Origin of the sequence: Paenibacillus sp. HGH0039 (assembly GCF_000411255.1) — a bacterium.
GTDB lineage: Bacteria > Bacillota > Bacilli > Paenibacillales > NBRC-103111 > Paenibacillus_F.
The window spans coordinates 1,349,497-1,367,966 of sequence record NZ_KE150413.1 but is presented as its reverse complement, the minus strand read 5'-3'; the positions used below and the strand labels follow the sequence as shown (position 1 = coordinate 1,367,966).

Here is an 18,470-nt window from a genome sequence, read left to right as displayed (position 1 = left end):
TGGAGACGGAGCGGCCGGAATAGCGCCGCCCCCGGTTCCGGACTGACAGACGGAGGCAGCTTGGTCGTGCGCAATCGCCACAACAACATCAACATCAAGTAAGCGCTTGCAAACATTGGGCGCAAGTCCTTATTTATCTGCAAATTATTTCCCGACCAGCGGCTGGATTTTATCCTTGATCTGTTTGAGCCCTTCGTCCACCCCGACTTTTCCCCGGAGGATGTCGTTGTACTTTTTCGTAATTTCGTCCATATATTCGTTCATAAAAGGCAGCGTCGGAAACGATTTGAGGTTCGGGCTCTTCGCATATTCGGTATATTCCTTGAAGCCCGGAACACTGTCGTACGTCTTATCGTCGAGCGACGAAAGCCGGGTCGGCAGGTTGCCGAGCGCAGCCGTGAACTTCACCATCTGCTGCTTCTCCGTCAGCCATTTCAGGAACGTCCAGGACTGGTCCGGATGCTTGGCGCCCTTGGGGATGTAAAAGACGCTGGTGGCGATGCTGCCGGCGTTTTTCAGCTCCGGTTTATCCTCGCTGTAAGGGATGGGCGCGATGCCGTAGTTCAGACCCGGCGCATACTGCTTAATAAACGTCGGCAGCCATTCCCCGTCCAGGGCCATCGCGTATTTTCCCGAGAAAAACGGATTCTGCGAAGACTGGTACTTGCCGAGGGACGCCGAGAAACGGTCGAGGTTTTCCGTGCCGTACTTATCCCACAGCTCTTTGGAAAGCAGAATGGCCTGCTTAAAGCCCGGATCATCCGGCGTGACTTCCTTCTTGTCCGGGTCCCAGAACTTGCCGCCGAACACTTGCGTAAAAGTATATGCGTCCGCTCCGGGCCATAAACCCAGCCGGTCGAGCCTTCCGCCTTCCTGGACCACGCTTAATTTTTCCGCGTACGTTTTCAGCTCGGCGATCGTTTTGGGCGGGCCGTCGAAACCCGCTTCCTTCAGGAGATCTTTGTTGTAGTACAGCATGCTGAAGTGCATCGCAATCGGGATCGCATAGGTTTTGCCTTCGTATTGGGAAGTGGACAGGGCGGAGGGAATAAAATCGGCAAGATCGACCTGGTCTTTCTTGATGTACTCGTCTAGGGGAATCATTGCGCCTTTCACGCCCCAGGAAGCGACGTTCTGGCCGAATTGGGAAGCGATATCGGGAGGATTGCCGCCGGTAATGGCGGTCAGCTGCTTCTGGTAGTCACTCTGGCTGAGGCCTTTCACTTTGATGCCGTCATGGGTGTCGTTAAATTCCTTGATCAGTTTCTCCAGCGCTTCGGCTTCCGGTCCGGTCCAGCCGTACCAGAAGTTAAGCTCTGTCTTTCCGCCGCCGCCGACTGCGGAACACCCCGACAGGGCGGCCGCCGACGCCATAACGGCAGCCAGCATACCCGCTGTGAATTTACGCATACCTGGACCTCCTCGTGAATAAATGAACGTGATCCTTCCAGCATGGTGAATCCTTTATGCAGTTTTCGGCCTCCTTTTCGCAACGCTCGAACTTAAGATGGGGATATCATAGCACCCTCAAAATGAAAAGGAAACAACTTTTTTTATTATAATTTTAGGCGGAAATAATTTTCAAAATAACGTCGAACGGTGCACAAAGAAATGAGTACCTGGGCATCTGGCGGTGAGCTTAAAGGGGGACTTCGGGAGGAGGTGCGCGGCGTTTTTTTTGCCTAATGGTCGGAAAGTGTGTCGGAAACTATTTTTTGCGCGAAAAAAAGGACCGGAATTCATGGAAAAAAATTTCGGTCCCTTCTCTCCTATCAGGATGTATAGGCAGGCAGCCAGTCTCCGTGCGCTTCGATCAGTTCATCGCAGAGGGCCACGATATCGTCGATCGAGAGTTCCGCGGACGTATGGGGGTCCAGCAGAGCCGCATGATAAATATGCTCCTTCTTGCGTGTAGCGGCCGCTTCGATCGTCAGCAGCTGGGTGTTGATATTCGTGCGGTTCAGCGCCGCCAACTGAGGAGGCAGATCGCCGATATATGTGGGCGTAATGCCGCTGGCATCGACCAGGCACGGCACTTCCACGCAGGCTTCCTTCGGCAGATTCGTAATCAGCCCGGTATTCATTACGTTGCCCCCCATCTTGTACGGGACGTTCGTCTCCATCGCTTCGATCATGTAGGAAGCATATTCGCCGGACCGTTTGTGCTCAAGCTGCGGGTTGTTGACCAGCTCCGCGCGAAGATTTTTCCAACGCTCGATCTGGTTTACGCATCTGCGGGGATATTCGTCCAACGGGATGTTGAACTCATCAATCAGTTCAGGGTAATTCCGTTTGATGAAATACGGATGGTACTCCGCATTATGCTCGGACGACTCCGTTACATAATACCCGAACCGGAACATAAGCTCGAAACGCACCATGTCGTGGTGTTTTTCTTTCTGTTTTTCCTTCGCCAGCCGCTTGATTTCGGGATATAAATCTTTGCCGTCCTTCGTCACTTCAAGCAGCCAAGCCATATGGTTGATGCCGGCGATTTTGGACTGGACGCCTTCGGGGTCGATGCCCAGATGCCGGAACATAGACGGAACGCAAGCCTGGACGCTGTGGCACAGGCCGACCGTTTTGACGCCGCCGTGCGTATTGAGCACGTTCGTAAGCACGGCCATCGGATTCGTGTAGTTAAAGAACCAGGCGTCCGGACACACTTCCCGGATGTCCCGGGCGAAATCGAGCACGACCGGGATCGTGCGCAGATTGCGGAAGATCCCGCCGATACCGACCGTATCGGCAATCGTCTGGCGCAGGCCATACTTCTTCGGAATTTCAAAATCCATAATCGTACACGGATCGTACCCGCCGACCTGAATCGCGTTGATGACCACCTTAGCTCCGCGGAGCGCTTCCTTGCGGTCGCTGTACGCCTTGATCCGGCACGTGCTGCCTACGGTGTTTTTGATATGGTTCAGCATCGTCTCGGAATCGCGCAGCCGCTCCCCGTCAATATCGAACAAGGCGAGCTCATAGCCCTGCAGCGCCTCCGTTACCATGCAGTCCCCTAATATATTTTTGGCGAACACCGTGCTGCCTGCGCCCATGAACGTAATTTTGGACATCTCTTCTCATCTCCCGACTAAAAAAGTGGAATGCCTATACCTAGCACTATACCGTCTTAAGGCGGCACCGCACATGGAGACATCCCACTTTCGTATGGAGATTTGTAGTGTGAAAATGACCGGCAAATAATCCGAACGGAAAGTCTTATCTTTCTTTGCGCATTTGGACCCACAGAAGACCGAGAATCACGGTGATCAGCGTAAAAGCCGTGAAGGCCAGCAGCGGAATCGTAATAAATCCGAGCCAGTCGATGTAATCCTGATCGCATGCGACGATGCCGCATTTGGAAGCTGCCTCTTTAAACAGGGGCGTTTTTTGCATAAGATAGTGATAGAGGGAAATTCCCATCCCCCAGACGGAGAACGGCAGCGCGTAAATGACCTGCTTGTTGTCCTTGCGCGTTGCGGCGATTCCGAGAATCAGCACAAGCGGGTACATCAGGATACGCTGGTACCAGCACAGCTTGCACGGCGTAAAATCCATTATTTCCGAGAAATAGAGGCTGCCGAGCGTAGCAACCACGGAAATGGCCCAGGCCATGTGAAGGGCGTTATTTTTTAGAAACGAGTTCGATTTCAATACGGTCTTGCTCCTCTCCCGGCTCAATCTTGACGTGCATGCTTTATTATAAAAAATGAAGCGTCCGAAGTCTATCGTTCTTCTATCGTGATTGGAGGCTTATCATGCTTAAACCGTTTCACTCTGTTTCGGTTAATCCCTATAACGGCAAAGGAGAGCTGTTCGTCCTGTTCGCGGGTTACGGCCAAACCGCTCCGTGCCACGAAGTCGGTCCGCAGATGCTGGATTACTACCTGATTCATACCGTGGAATCCGGGAAGGGCCGCTTCAGCTGCCTCGGCAAAGAATACGACCTCGGACCGGGCGACACCTTCGTGATCTTCCCCGGCGAAGTCGTCACGTACGCCTCCGACAAACGCGACCCGTGGCGTTACAGGTGGATCGGCTTCAAAGGCAGTTCCGCCGACGACCTCCTGATCCGCCTCGGCATCACGGCGCAAAGGCCGGTCGTACATGCGGAGGGGCTTCCCCGCCTGCCCGTCTTCCTGCGCCGGGCCGAGCGGGCGCTGCGGGAGGCGGGCCCGGCCTGCGACCTCCAGGCGGAGGGCGAGCTGCGGCTGCTGCTTGCCCGGCTTGCATCGCACACCGATGTCCCCCGCCGCAGAGGCGAGGAAACCGACGCCGGGCGGCAGCAGATCGACCGCGCCGTGAGGTGGCTGCAGCTGCAGTACGCCCAGCCGGTGACCATCGAGCAGCTTGCGCAGCATATGGGCTACCACCGGACGTACTTGTCGAAGCTGTTCCGGCAGCATACGGGCCTCACGCCGACGCAGTTTCTGCTCAAAATCCGGATGGAGCGCGCCAAGCTTCTCATGACGGAGGGCTCGACAATCGAGCAGATCGCCTACTCCGTAGGCTTCTCGGATCCGCTCTATTTCTCGAAACAGTTCAAGAAATGGTTCGGCTGCACGCCTTCCGAATACCGCACCAAGCACGGCCGGCTTGCCTACGACTGCTCGCGGTAGAGAAGGCGGAGCAAAGCCGGGAAACAGGCGGACGTATGGAAAAGGACGTACGTACGGGAGGCGGACGTACGGAAAAAGACGGCGGCGAAAGGCCGTCTAACGGCACGGCCGGCTTGACGCCGGCCGCTCCGCACAGCGCGGGGCAAGCGGGTGACCGCCGTCAGGCGACGCCACACCTTGCCGGGCGCTGTGCGGAGCGCGATGTGACAGGCAGACGGCCGCCGTCTGCTCGCCGTTGTGCTGCCGCTCCACCGCTGCTTGACACTAGCGGATGGAGCAGCCTCGCGGGGCTCGCCTGTCGCCTTGCTCTCCCGATGCCGCAATCGCTGCACGTGCCGCTCTGCCCATACTGTCGGGCGGGCCGCTCTGCCCGTACTGTCGGGCGGTCAGAGCGGCTCACCCGAATCGCACGCCGACCGGTCGGTATGGGCGACAGCGTCCCGGCTCCTTGCTCACTCACACGATTTTGCGCCGATATAAGCGAATACACAGACAGGAAAGGAATCCAGAACCTATGAATCGCATTTCCCTGCTTTCCCCCGGCGGCCGCTTCGAAACCGGCCGCCTGTACCTCCGGCTGTTAGCGCCGGAGGATGCCCCCGCGCTGCTGGACTACCGGCAGCGCAACCGCGCCGAGCACGCTCCGTGGGAGCCCGTGCGCGGCGAAGCGTTCTTCACGGCCGAAGCGCAGCAGGCGGCCATCCGCGGATTCGAGGACGAATCCGCGACCGACCGCGCCTACAGCTTCGGCGTGTTCCATCAGCCGGACGGCCTCCTCATCGGAACGGTCCGGCTGAGCCACATCGGCCGCGGTCCGTTCCAGAACGCGTACGTCGGCTACAGCATCGACGCGGCGCACGGCGGCCGCGGCCTGATGACCGAGGCGCTGCGCGAATGCCTGCGCATCGCCTTCGGCCCCCTCGGCCTGCACCGGGTGCAGGCCGCGATCATCCCACGCAACGAGCGTTCGCTGCGTGTGGCGGAGAAGTGCGGCTTCGTGCGGATCGGCCTCAGCCCGCGGTATTTGAACATCGCCGGCGTGTGGGAGGATCACATCTTGTTTGCGCTTACAAGTGAAGATTTCGGATGATTCCGTATGGAGCTTTCCTACGGCAGTAACATACATTTTTTTCTAGTTCTACTGCAATTATCATACAAAAACGGACAAGTTTCAAGCGTTTGTCCAAGCTCTCTCCCTTGTATACGACTGGCGAAAATTTTCCTCGTTTCTCCATTTCATAAACGCAAAATTTATATGTTTATCCGTTCTCGAAAAGCAGCTAAAAAAGCCCGGTCATCCGTCTTAAACGGATGCCGGGCTTTTCCTCATATTCCGTTATTTCTTCAAGCTGTCCCAAGCTTTCTGGAAGTCTTGAAGCATTTGATCCTTGCTGATCTGTTTGCCTACATAACCCTGCATGGTGTCGCCGAACTTCTTGGAAGTCGCTTCGCCGCCAGGGAATTTGAACCAGTTCCAGGAAAGCGTTTTGCCGTCTTTCGCGTATTTCATAATGTCGGCGGCAAGAGGGCCCACGACTTTTTCGTCCACGGAGATAGTTTTGAAAGCCGGAATGAACTTGAATTCGTTGGTGATATACTTTTTACCCATATCGGACGTTACGAGCCAGTTCAGGAACTTTTTCGCTTCATCCTTATTCGGGGAGTTCTTGTTGATGACCCAGTTGTTCGGCACGCCCACGAGCAGTTTGTCGTTCGCGGCGGCATCGTCAGAGATCGGCATCGGAAGGAAGCCGATGTTGATGTTCGGATTCGTTTTGGAAATTTGAACCTGCGTCCAGTTGCCCTGCTGCGTCATAGCGGCTTTGCCGGTTGCAAACTCCGTTACTTGCGTGTTGTAGTCGGTTTGCAGCGGGTTTTTGTTGCCGTATTTGAGCGTCAGGTCAAACAGCTTTACCCAGTTGTCGAACACGGCATTGCCCGGAATTTTTTGCGAGCCGTCGTTCAGGCCTTTAATGAATTTGTCGGGATCCGGCTGGTTCGCAAACGGAACGTTCACGAAATGGTTGCCGAGTACCCACCACTCGCCGTAGCCGTTCACGAATGGCGTAGTGCCTGCCGCCTGCAGTTTCTTGGCCGCGTCTTCCAGCTGTGTCAGCGTCTTCGGAAGCTCGGTGATTCCGGCTTTCTGGAACAGATCTTTGTTGTAAATATAGCCGTAGCCTTCGAGACCTACCGGCATGCCGTAAATTTTGCCGTCTTTGGAAATCGGATCGCCCGCGCCCTGCGCCAGGTCTTTTACCCACGGCTGATCGGACAGATCTTCCAGATGCTCCTGCCAGACGTCCAGATCGGAGTTGCCCCCGTTGTTGAAAATGTCGGGCTTATCGCCGGAGTTGAATTTAGCTTTGAGCGCCGCGCCGTAGTCCGCACCGCCGCCGACCGTCTGAACTTCGATTTTGACGCCGGTTTCTTTCTCGTATTCGGCAATCAGCTTGGAAAGGGCCTCGGCGATTTCCACTTTAAACTGGAACATTTTCAGCGTGACGTTTTTCTTCTCGCCGCCTGCCGCCGGAGAACCCGATGGAGACGCTCCGCCTTGTCCCTGGTCTTTATTGCCGCAGCCTGCGAGCAAACCGCCTACGAGAGCGGTGGTCAGACCTACCGCGATCCATTTTTTATTTCTAGTCATGAAAGAAAACCTCCCTTTTCTAATGCATACCTGTTTGCTTGCATAAGCCTGATCTATCGGTGCTGCTCTATGCGGTAAACCCCGGTAATCGGGATAATCGCCGTTCTCTGGTGATGCGATAAATGGTTGCCATGGCGAAAAGTACCGGTTCCGGCCGAAGTTAAGCCGGGTGTGCTCAGCCCTTGACCGAGCCTGCCGTGATGCCTTCGATGATGTGCTTCTGCAGCAGCAGGAAGAAGATGATGATCGGCAGAACGCCCAGCGTCAGCGCCGCCATCGCGAGATCCCACTGCTTCGTGTACTGGCCGAAGAACGCGTAAGTGGCGAGCGGAATCGTATGCAGCTTCGTGTTCGTCAGAACGAGGGACGGAAGCAGGTAATCGTTCCAGATCCACAAGCTGTTAAGCAGAATCACGGTTACCGCGATAGGTTTCAGCAGCGGGAATACGATCCGCCAGAAAATGCTGAACCATCCGCAGCCGTCCACCGTAGCCGATTCCTCGATTTCCTTCGGAATGCTTTTGATAAATCCGTGGAACAAGAAGACGTTCAGGGAGACCCCGAAGCCGAAGTAGCAGACGACAAGTCCGAGCCGGCTGTCCATCAGTCCCAGATTGTTGGCAACCTTTACGAGAGGAATCATAATGGACTGGAACGGGATGACCATGGCCGCCACGAACAGCAGGAACAGCAAGTTGTTCAACTTGGTGGGCTTGCGGACGAACCGGTAAGCCGACATGGAGGCGAAAATAACGAGTCCGATGTTCGACAGCACCGTAATCATCAGCGAGTTGCCCATCACCTGCGGAAAGTGGATGATATCCACGACTCTGGAGTAGTTATCCAGGCTGAACGATTTCGGAAGCGAAGCCGTATTTTGCAGCAGCTCCGCGAACGGTTTAAACGAATTTACGAGAACGAAGTAGAACGGGACAAGGAATAGGATGCCCAGTAAAGCCGTAAGAACTTCCAGAATAAAGGTCCGCGACGTATACTTGCTTCCGCTGCTCATGATTCCACCTCTTTCCGCTTGGTGTAGGAAACCTGGATGAGGGAGATCAAAGCGACCACGAAGAAGAAGATCAGCGCTTTCGCGGTACCCAGGCCGAGCCGGTTATTGCGGAACGCTTCCTGGTAAATGTTCAGCGCTACCGATTCCGTGGAGTTGAACGGTCCGCCTTTGGTCAGGGACAAGTTCAGGTCGAACATTTTGAACGCCCAGGAGATCGTCAGGAACAGGCAGACGGTAAAGGCCGGCATGATCAGCGGCATCGTCACGCTGCGCAGCAGCTGCCATTTTCCCGCACCGTCGATCGTGGCCGCTTCCATCAGGTCTTTGGGCACGTTGGCCAGCGCCGCGATGTAGATGACCATCAGGTACCCGGCTCCCTGCCACACCGATACGATGACGATTCCCCAGAAGGCCGTAGGCGCGTCGCCCAGCCATGGAAGATTAAAGAACGAGATTCCCGTCATCTCCCCGATCGAGGCAAAGCCTTTTACGAAGATAAACTGCCAGATAAAGCCGAGCAGCAGACCCCCGATAACGTTCGGCATAAAGAACACGGTCCGCAGAACGTTGCGCGTTTTGAACGCTTTCGTCAGGAGCAGAGCCAGGACAAACCCGACCAGGTTCGTTAAAATAATCATGGCTGCCGAAAACCGGATGGTGAACCAGAAGGCATTATGGAAATCGGTATCTTCGAAAATGATCCGTTTGAAGTTGTCCAAACCGATAAATTTGACCCCTTCGCTGACTCCGTTCCATTCCGTAAAGGCGTAGTAAAGGCTCATCAGAAACGGAACGACGACGATCAGGGTGAAGAATAAGAGCGCGGGTCCGACAAATACCCATTGCTGGAGCCCGTCGTGCGTTTTGGAGCGAGTAGTCAAGATTTCCCTCCCCCTTTCTGAGTGCAATCGCTTTCAAATGTGTCTTTTTTTGATTTATACTGTGATTGTAATGCAGTTTAACGGGGTTAAACACACCTTAAATTGCTCCTTTGGTGGACTATTTTGCGCTTGGGGCAAAACTTTCGCCCGTGTATTTGCACGCCCGGCATCCTGATGTACACTTACTATGCCGACAAGAAGCCGGCATGACCACTAAGCAGCGACAGGGGGGAATTGCGATGCGGTCCAGACTCCGCAACAAGCTGATCGCCTTTATTCTGGCGGCGACGATCCTGCCGATCGCGACTTCCATTCTCGTCTCTCACTTCTATACGCAGTCCAAGCTGGAAGACAAAGCGATCCGGGACAATCTGAATCTGATTCACCAGGGAAAGCTCAATCTGGATACCTACCTCCAGAGCGTCGAGCAGAATATGAAGCTTCTCTACCACAATACCGTGATGATGGAAATATTGGAGAACCGGACGGATAACTTCTTCTCCGAGTCGCGTCTGTTTCTGACGGAGCAGGAAATTTTGCGCTCCATGCAAACGCTGAAATATGCGTCGCAGGATGTGCGGCAAGTTTACTTATATGTGGAACAAGCGCGCAAATCGTATCTTTTATCGGAAAACAGGCTCGTACGGACCGACCAGGGAGCCGCGCCGTTCAAACCGGATATCCGCCGGGAAGAAAGCCGGATTACGCCTCCTCACCCGATGTCCGCCTACGGCAAGCAATTTTTCATCTACTCGTCCGGAGACGTATTCACCTACCAGACGGCCTTGACCAACATCGTGGACAACATTCCGCTCGGCTCTCTGTCCCTGGATTTCTCGCCCGACACGATCAAAGCGATCTGTGACGAGCTTTACACCAAAGGAAGCGAAGAACTTTATATTATCGGACCGTCCGGCGAAATTATGTACCAGGCCCATCCCGATCCCGAAGGAAGCAAGAAACCCGTTCCGTGGCTTCAGGAACTTAAGAAATCGGCCGCCCAGGCGGAACGCGGTTACTTCCGTTCGGAGGATGCTTCCTACAACGGCATTCATATTTACGAAAGCATTCATGCGCCCGGAGGCAGCTGGCTTCTCGTCAAAGGAGTTCCGGACTCCGTTCTTTACAAAAGCCAGCGGGAGCTTACCGGCATATGGACGCTCGTCGGCGTTATTTTTCTGGGACTGGCTACCGTCGTGACGATCTATGTGTCCCTGCGGATGACGGCCCCCATCTCCGCGCTGATCGGCTATATGAACAAAATCGAGTCCGGGAACATGAACGTGGACATCCGGGTCAAAGCCGACGACGAGCTCGGCGTACTCGCCAGACGCTTCCGTTCGATGATGCACACCATCAATGAATTGATTCTCCGGGAATATAAGCTGGAAGTCGCGAATAAAACGAATGAGCTTAAAGCGCTGCAAGCCCAGATTAACCCGCATTTCATTAATAATGCCCTGCAGTCGATCGCCGCCCGTTCCCTCCAGAAGGGAGACCGCGAGGTGTATTCTCTCATTTCTTCGCTCGGCAAAATGATGCGGTACAGCATGAAAACGGAAGAAACGATCGTTCCGTTAAAAAGCGAATGGGACTATGCGAAGTCCTATATCAAGCTTCAAAAACAACGTTTCCGGGACCAGTTTGAAGCGGAAATGGAGCTCGAACCCGGCCTGGAATCGATTCTCGTGCCCAAAATGGTCATCCAGCCGCTTGTCGAAAACTATTTCAAGCACGGATTCGACGGCAGCCGGAGCGATAACATCGTCCGCATCGTATGCCGCTCCTCCGATAACCGCAGTCTGCTTCACATCGAAGTCTCCGATAACGGACTCGGCATCGGCGAGAACGAACTGACGGCGCTGCGGGCGGACCTGGAAGCCTGTATGGCGGAAATGGGCGAGCCCGGCAGCCATATCGGCCTGGCCAACGTGCTTTCCCGCCTCAAGCTTTATTACCGGGAACAGACCACCATGGAAATTGACCGCGGAGAAGACGTCGGTTTCCGCGTCTTGCTGACGTTACCGATTATGCAGGAAGAAGGTGAACCTGAATGAAGGCGCTCATCATTGATGACGAAGCTCACGTCCGTGAGACGATCCGGCTGCTCGTGGACTGGCAGCAGTATGGCATTACCGAAGTGCTGGAAGCTTCATCCGGCGAAGAAGGCATCCGGCTGATGGGAGCCGAGAAGCCCCAGCTTGTCTTCACCGACATCATGATGCCGGGCCTGACGGGGCTTGACGTGCTCAGCCGGATCGCCGAGAGCGGCGTTCCGATTAAAGCAATCGTCATCAGCGGCTATGACGATTTCACTTACGTGCGCAGCGCTCTCCAGTTCGGCAGCTTCGATTATCTGCTCAAGCCGATCGACGAAGAGGAGCTGGAAGAAGCAGTCGGCCGGGCTGTCGCGGCCTGGCGCAGCGAAGAGAACGAACGCACCCAGCGGCTGCAGTCGGAGACGAAAGCGAACCTGTACAAACCGATGCTGGCCGACAAGAGCTTCGTCCAGCTGCTGCTCGATCCCGAGCAGTATCCCCTTCACGCGGAAACGCTGGAGCGTGAATTCGGCATCGGCCGGGATCAGAAGCAGGTGCTCGCCGCCGTCGTCTCCCTCCAGCCGCTGGATGCGAGGCTGCAGGCGAAGTTCGAGAGTGCGATGGATCTGCTCTTGTTTGCAGTCACGAACATATGCAGCGAATTTATGAGCAAAAGCAATCTCGGCCTCGCGTTCCGCCACTGGCACCGTCATGCGGCCGTCCTGCTCTTCTTCGACCGCTTCCACCAGGCCGGCGCGATCCTGGAAGAGATCAACGCGGGTCTGTACGCCGCCTTGCGCGGGAACTTCCACCTCGGCTACGGAACGGTCCAGCCGTTTCCCTCCGGGATTCAGCGCACGTTCCACGAAGCGGAGACGGCCCTTCAGCTGCGCAACCTCCGGGAGCAGGACATCTTCCTGCATCCCTATCACGTGCGCAGGCAAGCCCTCGGCACTCTGCAGGCGCCCCTGGCCGCACGCGAGGACGAGCTGACGCTGGCGGTCCGGATGAACGACTTGGCGGGCATCCGCCGCGTGCTGGAGCAGTGGGAGCTGCAGATCCGCAAGCTCCCGTATATCCACACCCGCCAGCTGGAAATGTGGTGGCAGGAGTTTACCCTCCTGCACAGCCGGCTGCTGCTGGAGAACGAGGTCGATGAGGACGGCGAGGAACAGCTCGGCACGGCGGACGACTTGTCTTTCTGCCTGCCGCTTGACGAGCACGGAAAGCCGGACCTGGCCATCTGGACGAAGCGGATGGAATCCATTCTGACCGGCATCGCCCAGTTTCTTCTGCGGGGCGACCGGAATTCGGTGATCCGCAGCATCGAGAAATACGTGCGGCTTCATTACCGCGAACAAATTCTGCTCGACGATTTGTCCGAGAGATTCCATCTCAGCCCAAGCCATATTTCCCGCTCGTTCAAGACCGAATTCGGAGAAAATTTATCGGATTACGTGACGCGCCTGCGCATTAACAAAGCCAAGCTGCTGCTGGCCGATCCGGAGCTGAAGATCAATACGGTCGCGGAAGCGGTCGGCTATCAGGACGAGAAATATTTCAGCCGCGCTTTCAAAAAAAGCGAAGGCATCTCCCCGAATCTGTTCCGCAAGCGGAACGCTTGTCCGGCAGTGGATTAAAGGGCGGCTGGCCGTCTGCACAAGTGCCTCCTTCCCCCGGGTTTGGGTTCCCGTCGGCATTCCATGCAATCGATCCTTACTTTGGTTCCATAAAGAAGCGGCGGCCCGTTAGCGGGCCGCCGCTGTTCTTTTGCTTTTTTTATTTCCCGAGAATGACCAGATCCTGCGCCGCCTCGGAAGCCGCAATTTCCTCTGCCGCCAGCTTGCCGGGAATTTGGCCTTCACCGCTTTTAAAAGAGCGGATTCCTTCCGTGGCGTTGAGCGTAACTTCTTTCGCTTTGCCGACCAGCTCAGACGTCTTCTCCCCTACGGTGCGTGCGATTTCCTGCGTTTTCTCCGACACATTGGCCGCCTGCACGGCAATATCCGAACGCAGCTCCTTGCCCGACTTGGGAGCGAATAGCAGCGCCGTCACCGCGCCCACAACACTTCCGAACAACGCTCCGAATACCAGATCTTTCGTTCTTGTCGAGTTAGCCATTTACCATCTCTCCTTTAAAATTGGTGGGGTCTTTCCGGACCGCGAGAAACGTTATCCGGCAGTCCGGCCTTCCGGTGCATCCGCTCTCTGCCGATCGGCAGCCTAGCCCTTGCGTCAGCGGGGGCGATACGTCGGTGGCCCGGCGGCTTTGGTCTGCGGCTCACGGCTTCAACCTTCAGCTTCCGTTCTCTTGCTTACGCCTTACGGCGTACGGTGTACGCTTTAGGCGCACGGCTCACGGGGCACGGCACTTGGCTTTCGGCCACAGCGCACAGCACTTGGCTCTTGGCTCACGGCTCAGGGCTCCCAGCACACGGCACACGGCTCACGACACTTCAACCTTCAGCCCGGGCCTTCCGCCTTCGAGCCTTCGGGCCTCCGGGCGGGCCTATGACTTTCAGCTTCCGGCACGCGGCAACCGCCTTGCAGCTTCGGGCTGCCCGTATCCGCGGTTCTGCCGCCTTTACAGACCACCCGGGGAAACGCCTTTTCCCCGAGGGTCCGGGGACGGAGCGCCTGAATCCGGCGATGGTGCGGAGGACCCGGCTGCGGCTTCGTTCCTGCTGTTCTGCCACCGGCGCCACAGCTCGATTCCCGCTGCCGTCCAGTCGGCTGCTTCCACAATCCGGTTCTGCCGGGTATGTACAGCCTGCTGTACCTTCAGAACCGACTCCGCCAGTGCGGACGCCGCGCCGCCGACAGCTTCCGCGCCTTCATGCAGGGCGGCGCCGAACTTTGCGGCTCCGTCCAGAACACTCCGGGCGGTGCGAAGGTGCGACCGTGTCTCCGCGGCGAGCTCCCTCGTCTCCTGCAGAAGCTCTGCTGTCCGGTCCGCCGTCTCCTCCAGTCTCAGCCGGGACTGTCCGAGCGCTTCCTCCAGCCGGATCAGAGATTGCCGGAACGCCTGAAGGGCCAGCACCGCCTGCCAGACCAGGACCGCAAACGCGATTGCCGCACAGACCGCGGACAATTCGATCCACGTCATCCTTTCGCCACCTCCGCTGTTAGTGTGCCCCCGCTGCGGCTGTCTGTCTTCTAGACGAATGCCCAGGGGATAATACAGTATAAGCGTATCTCCCGTTTTTGACACAGCTTCCGGAAGAAAAATGGGGAAAAACGTAAAAACACCCGTCCATCCCGCATAAAACGGGAGCAACGGGTGCATGAAACAAATCGTCAGACAGCGTTCGATGACTGAACTTTAGGGCGATACCCCGGGAAACGCTCTTTCAGCTGGGCGGTAACGAGACGGAAAGCTTCGTCCGTATCCGCGGCCTGCAGGGTAACGGTTTCCTGCTCATAGTTCTGCGCCGCATGCGCATAGCGGGGGTCGTAATAATGCTCCAGCATCAGAGCGACCGCCTCGCCGAACCGGTCTTCCTTCAAATACTGCTCGATGGCAGCCGCAATGGGCGAGTGAATCCGCTTTTTAATGAGCTGATACGCATCGATACACTCTTCTTTATGCAAAGACGGCTGGTAGTCCGCCACGATATTGGCCACACGGCGCTCCATCGGAATGTCCAGGAAAAGGGGGATTCCCGTTTCCTTGGCATTGAACAGGAAATCGGGCATGACGACCTTCCCGACGCGTTTGCTCTCGGCTTCCACGAGGACGAAAGGCTGTTCATTGACTTCCATCAGCTCATGGACCAGCCTCGACTCGAACGTCTTCTGATTGCTGGGACGCAGTCCGATCTGGCCGAAAATAGAGCCGCGGTGCTGCGCCATCGTCTCCAGATCCAGCACCGGATATCCCGCTTCTTTCAGCTTCTGAAGCAGCTCGGTTTTGCCCGAACCGGTCGGACCGCCGATCACGACGCAGACCGGCTTGAACTCGAACGTTTCCAGCTTTTCATGCGTCCATTTGCGGTAAGAACGGATTCCGCCCGACAGCCTGTACATCTGAATCCCCATCAGGGATGTCACGGTCGCGGCGGTTTTGCTCCGCATGCCCCCGCGCCAGCAGAAGACGGCCTTCTGGCCGGGAATTTCTTCGAATTGTTTAATAAATGACGGCAGCTTGGCCGAAAAAATCTCCAGCCCCTTCTCCTTCGCCGCCTGAACGCTGACCTGCTTATAAATGGTGCCGACTTCCTTACGTTCCCCGTTGTCGAACACCGGAATATTTCTGCTTCCAGGGATAGTGAACTCTTCGAATTCTCCCTCCGAGCGCACATCGATCAGCTGGATGCCCCGCTGCTCCTGCAGCTCTAACAGCTGTTCAACCGTAATATCACGAAACATTGCTGCAAACACTCCTTTGATTTGCCGGAAAACGGGCTGTTAACGGATGGTTTTCGCGACGGCAATCCGTCCCGGATGATCGGCCGTCGTTTCGCCGATCACCGCCGCTTCGACGCCTGCGGCGAGCAGCCGGGCCAGCAGCTCGTCCGCATCCGCAGCCGCAGCCGAAATGAGCAGCCCGCCGGATGTCACCGCGTCGCACAGCATCCACTGGCCGATTTGATCGATAGACGGATCGAAATCGACCGTATCCTGTACGTGCGCGAAATTGTTCTTCGTGCCGCCCGGTACGAAGCCGGCCTCGGCCAGCTCGCGCACGCGCGGAAGAAACGGCACGTCATTGGCGCCGATACGCACGCCAACGCCGCTGCCTTTGGCAACCTCGGACGCGTGTCCGAGAAGCCCGAAGCCGGTAACGTCCGTGCACGCGTGCACCTCGAAGCCGTCCATGACTTCGGCGGCTGTTTTGTTGAGCGTCGCCATCACCGACGTGACGCGCTGTACCTCTTCCTCGCTAAGCTGATCCTTTTTGATGGACGTCGTCAAAATGCCCACGCCGATCGGCTTCGTCAGGATGAGCTTGTCCCCGGGCTTCGCTCCCGCATTGGTCCGCACCCGGTCCGGATGTATCAGCCCCGTTACGGCAAGGCCGAATTTCGGCTCGTTATCGTCAATGGAATGGCCCCCCACAAGCGTAGCGCCGGCTTCCTGGACTTTATCGGCCGCCCCTCTCAAAATATCGGTAAGCACTTGCTTATCGAGCGTTTTGATCGGAAAAGCCACGATGTTCAGCACAGTCAGCGGTTTGCCGCCCATGGCGTAAATATCGCTGATCGCGTTCGCTGCCGCAACCTGGCCGAAAGAATAAGGATCGTCTACAATCGGAGTAAAAAAATCGACGGTCTGCACGAGAGCCAGATCATCGCTCAGTTTATATACACCCGCATCGTCGCTCGTATCCAAACCGACAAGCAGGTTCGGATTCGGCAGCGGAGCGGGCATTCCCCGCAGAACTTGGGACAGATCGGCCGGACCGATTTTACAGCCGCAGCCTCCTTTACTGGAGAGGGAAGTTAATTTGACGGGTTGAGCTTCTTTCATGGGGTTCACCCTTTTCACACAGAATGGTTGACACGCTTCTTCTATTGTATACCAAGCTTGCGGTTTCTTAAAATAATCTTGTCCTTCGTCCCTCCCCCGGTTGGTCATGACGCCGCGCCTTTTCATGTGATAACATGAAGCTATACGGGAGTCTCTCCCGCTTAAACAACCGAAAGCGAAGTGAACGATAGTGGAACGTGAACAGGGACTCCAGGAACTGGAACGCACCCGACTTATCGCCATCCTCCGGGGCGTCAAACCGGGACAAATTATCCGCACGGCGGAAGCGATGCTGGAAGGCGGTGTTACCGTCCTCGAAGTCACGCTTAATACGGACGGGGCACTGGACATGATCCGGGAACTGAGAAGCAGGCTCGGCGGCCGCATGTTTATCGGAGCGGGCACCGTTCTGGATCTGGAGGATGCTCGGCAGGCGACCGAAGCAGGCGCTTCCTTCCTCGTCACTCCGAACACCGACGAGGCCGTGATCGCTTATTCGGTTTCGCAAGGCATCCCTATCTTCCCCGGCGCGATGACACCGACGGAGATTGTCCGGGCCTGGAAAGCCGGCGCGCAGGCCGTCAAGGTGTTCCCGAGCACCGGTCTCGGCCTTACGTACATACGCGAATTGATGGGACCGCTGGACCGGGTGCCTATGGTCGCCGTCGGCGGCGTCACGGCCGGCAACATCGGCGAATATCTGCAAGCGGGCTGCTATGCGGCCGGCGTAGGCAGCTCCTTGTGCAAGCTCGCCGATATTGATGCGGGCCGCTTCGATGTAATCACGGCGAACGCACGACGGTTTACCGGAGCCGTATCCGAGTGGAGGGAAGCCGCGTGGACGTCCTGACGTTCTTCGGCACCGGCGACTCGATGGGCGTTCCCCGCGCCTACTGCGACTGCGGCGTCTGCACGGAAGCCCGCACAACCGGCGTCAACCGCAGACTGCGCTCGTCCGCCCTGCTGGACACCGGCACGGCCGAAGGCAGCCTGCTTCTCGACTGCGGGCCGAACTGGGGCCTGCAAATGGAGCGGGCCGGCCTTAGAGATCTGCGCCATGTGCTCATTACCCATGCGCATTACGACCATATCGGCGGCCTTCCGGAATACGCCGATTTATGCCGCTGGCTGGGCATCCGCGGCAAAGTGTATGCCGCCGCGGAGGTGGTGGACCGGATCCGCGCCATCTTCCCCTGGATCGACCGCAATCTCGATTATATCGCGGTCGATGAAGGCTTCTCCTTCGGCGGCTGGGAGATCCGCCCGTGGAAGGTAACGCACGGGGCAAACGGATTTTCCTTTGCCCTGCGGTTCGACCGCAAGGAGGACTACAGCTTCGTCTACTGCCCCGATTCCATCGGCTTGGACGAGCGGGAGAAAGCTCCTATGCGAGATGTCGATCTCCTTGTGCTCGGCACGAGCTTCTACAAGGAGGAAGGGGCCGGCCGCTCCGTCTACGATGTGACGGAAGCGCTTGAGCTGCTGCGGGAAGTGAAACCGTCCCGCACGGTTTTCACGCATCTGTCGCACGGAATCGACCTGCTGGAGGATTACGCGCTCCCCTCCGGCGTCAGGTTCGCTCAGGCCGGGCTGAGCATTGCTCTGTCCCGCGATTCCGGCTAACGACAGGCTCTGCGCTCCGTGGGGATAAGAAGCGCGATGTCGCACGAGCCGCCGGTTCCGGTTATACAGCCGCTCCCGCTCCTGCGACGCAGCTTTGTGTTCTCCGCAGCCTCCGGTGAAGCTTGGCCGCTAGCTTCATCCCGTTAGATTATTCCGGACCGGCACCCGATAGTAGAA

The 18,470-nt window shown here is 56.8% G+C and carries 17 protein-coding genes; 6 read left to right on the top strand and 11 right to left on the bottom strand.

Annotated elements, in window-relative coordinates:
* Positions 1-144 precede the first annotated feature (144 nt).
* The 3 genes from HMPREF1207_RS20540 to HMPREF1207_RS20530 all read right to left on the bottom strand — a co-directional run bounded on the left by HMPREF1207_RS20540 (position 145) and on the right by HMPREF1207_RS20530 (position 3,654).
* The gene (locus tag HMPREF1207_RS20540) at positions 145-1,410 is read right to left on the bottom strand and encodes an ABC transporter substrate-binding protein (RefSeq protein WP_009676714.1); all 1,266 of its coding nucleotides are present in this window, start codon (positions 1,408-1,410) and stop codon (positions 145-147) included.
* A gap of 362 nt (positions 1,411-1,772) precedes the next feature.
* Entirely contained in the window at positions 1,773-3,074 is a 1,302-nt protein-coding gene (locus HMPREF1207_RS20535) for an alpha-glucosidase/alpha-galactosidase (protein WP_009676730.1), read from the bottom strand.
* Positions 3,075-3,219: 145 nt separating this feature from the next.
* Positions 3,220-3,654: a disulfide oxidoreductase gene (locus tag HMPREF1207_RS20530; RefSeq protein WP_009676729.1), complete on the bottom strand. Its 435-nt coding sequence runs from the start codon at positions 3,652-3,654 to the stop codon at positions 3,220-3,222.
* 104 nt (positions 3,655-3,758) lie between these two features.
* On the opposite strand from HMPREF1207_RS20530, the gene HMPREF1207_RS20525 reads away from it, so the two are divergent.
* Positions 3,759-4,619, top strand: a complete 861-nt coding sequence (locus HMPREF1207_RS20525; RefSeq protein ID WP_009676715.1) for an AraC family transcriptional regulator — start codon at positions 3,759-3,761, stop codon at positions 4,617-4,619.
* On the opposite strand, the gene HMPREF1207_RS30370 is transcribed toward HMPREF1207_RS20525, so the two are convergent.
* Entirely contained in the window at positions 4,601-4,951 is a 351-nt protein-coding gene (locus tag HMPREF1207_RS30370) for a hypothetical protein (RefSeq protein WP_138918244.1), read from the bottom strand. The two genes, HMPREF1207_RS20525 and HMPREF1207_RS30370, sit on opposite strands and share 19 nt — an antisense overlap.
* Before the next feature lie 182 nt (positions 4,952-5,133).
* On the opposite strand from HMPREF1207_RS30370, the gene HMPREF1207_RS20520 reads away from it, so the two are divergent.
* Positions 5,134-5,709 (top strand): GNAT family N-acetyltransferase, encoded by a 576-nt coding sequence (locus HMPREF1207_RS20520; protein WP_009676728.1) that lies wholly within the window; start codon positions 5,134-5,136, stop codon positions 5,707-5,709.
* A gap of 246 nt (positions 5,710-5,955) precedes the next feature.
* Here HMPREF1207_RS20520 and HMPREF1207_RS20515 read toward each other — a convergent pair whose 3' ends face one another.
* From HMPREF1207_RS20515 to HMPREF1207_RS20505, 3 genes are all read right to left on the bottom strand, one after another.
* Positions 5,956-7,269 carry an ABC transporter substrate-binding protein gene (locus HMPREF1207_RS20515; protein ID WP_009676737.1) on the bottom strand — a complete coding sequence of 438 codons (1,314 nt, stop codon included), beginning with the start codon at positions 7,267-7,269 and terminating at the stop codon, positions 5,956-5,958.
* Positions 7,270-7,444: 175 nt separating this feature from the next.
* Positions 7,445-8,281 carry a carbohydrate ABC transporter permease gene (locus tag HMPREF1207_RS20510; RefSeq protein ID WP_009676734.1) on the bottom strand — a complete coding sequence of 279 codons (837 nt, stop codon included), beginning with the start codon at positions 8,279-8,281 and terminating at the stop codon, positions 7,445-7,447.
* On the bottom strand, positions 8,278-9,162 hold the full coding sequence (locus HMPREF1207_RS20505) for a carbohydrate ABC transporter permease (protein ID WP_009676744.1): 885 nt from the start codon (positions 9,160-9,162) through the stop codon (positions 8,278-8,280). Before HMPREF1207_RS20505 ends, HMPREF1207_RS20510 begins: the two co-directional genes overlap by 4 nt.
* A 239-nt stretch (positions 9,163-9,401) precedes the next feature.
* Here HMPREF1207_RS20505 and HMPREF1207_RS20500 point away from each other — a divergent pair, with 239 nt between their 5' ends.
* Both HMPREF1207_RS20500 and HMPREF1207_RS20495 read left to right on the top strand, forming a co-directional pair.
* The gene (locus HMPREF1207_RS20500; RefSeq protein WP_009676738.1) at positions 9,402-11,219 is read left to right on the top strand and encodes a cache domain-containing sensor histidine kinase; all 1,818 of its coding nucleotides are present in this window, start codon (positions 9,402-9,404) and stop codon (positions 11,217-11,219) included.
* A complete protein-coding gene (locus HMPREF1207_RS20495; protein WP_009676727.1) occupies positions 11,216-12,841 on the top strand; it encodes a response regulator in 1,626 nt (541 codons plus the stop codon). Before HMPREF1207_RS20500 ends, HMPREF1207_RS20495 begins: the two co-directional genes overlap by 4 nt.
* Before the next feature lie 139 nt (positions 12,842-12,980).
* Here the strand turns inward: HMPREF1207_RS20495 and HMPREF1207_RS20490 are convergent, their stop codons facing one another.
* From HMPREF1207_RS20490 to selD, 4 genes are all read right to left on the bottom strand, one after another.
* Positions 12,981-13,322, bottom strand: coding sequence for a YtxH domain-containing protein (locus HMPREF1207_RS20490; protein WP_009676731.1), 342 nt, complete (start codon positions 13,320-13,322; stop codon positions 12,981-12,983).
* A gap of 463 nt (positions 13,323-13,785) precedes the next feature.
* On the bottom strand, positions 13,786-14,307 hold the full coding sequence (locus HMPREF1207_RS20485; RefSeq protein WP_009676711.1) for a DUF948 domain-containing protein: 522 nt from the start codon (positions 14,305-14,307) through the stop codon (positions 13,786-13,788).
* A gap of 191 nt (positions 14,308-14,498) precedes the next feature.
* Positions 14,499-15,569, bottom strand: coding sequence for a tRNA 2-selenouridine(34) synthase MnmH (gene mnmH / locus HMPREF1207_RS20480; protein ID WP_009676718.1), 1,071 nt, complete (start codon positions 15,567-15,569; stop codon positions 14,499-14,501).
* Positions 15,570-15,608: 39 nt separating this feature from the next.
* Positions 15,609-16,670, bottom strand: a complete 1,062-nt coding sequence (gene selD, locus HMPREF1207_RS20475) for a selenide, water dikinase SelD (protein WP_036740239.1) — start codon at positions 16,668-16,670, stop codon at positions 15,609-15,611.
* A 190-nt stretch (positions 16,671-16,860) separates the two neighbouring features.
* On the opposite strand from selD, the gene HMPREF1207_RS20470 reads away from it, so the two are divergent.
* Together HMPREF1207_RS20470 and HMPREF1207_RS20465 are read left to right on the top strand one after the other, a co-directional pair.
* The gene (locus HMPREF1207_RS20470) at positions 16,861-17,520 is read left to right on the top strand and encodes a bifunctional 4-hydroxy-2-oxoglutarate aldolase/2-dehydro-3-deoxy-phosphogluconate aldolase (protein WP_009671470.1); all 660 of its coding nucleotides are present in this window, start codon (positions 16,861-16,863) and stop codon (positions 17,518-17,520) included.
* On the top strand, positions 17,508-18,293 hold the full coding sequence (locus HMPREF1207_RS20465) for an MBL fold metallo-hydrolase (protein WP_009671480.1): 786 nt from the start codon (positions 17,508-17,510) through the stop codon (positions 18,291-18,293). The genes HMPREF1207_RS20470 and HMPREF1207_RS20465 overlap by 13 nt, the downstream gene beginning before the upstream one ends.
* Positions 18,294-18,470: the final 177 nt, after the last annotated feature.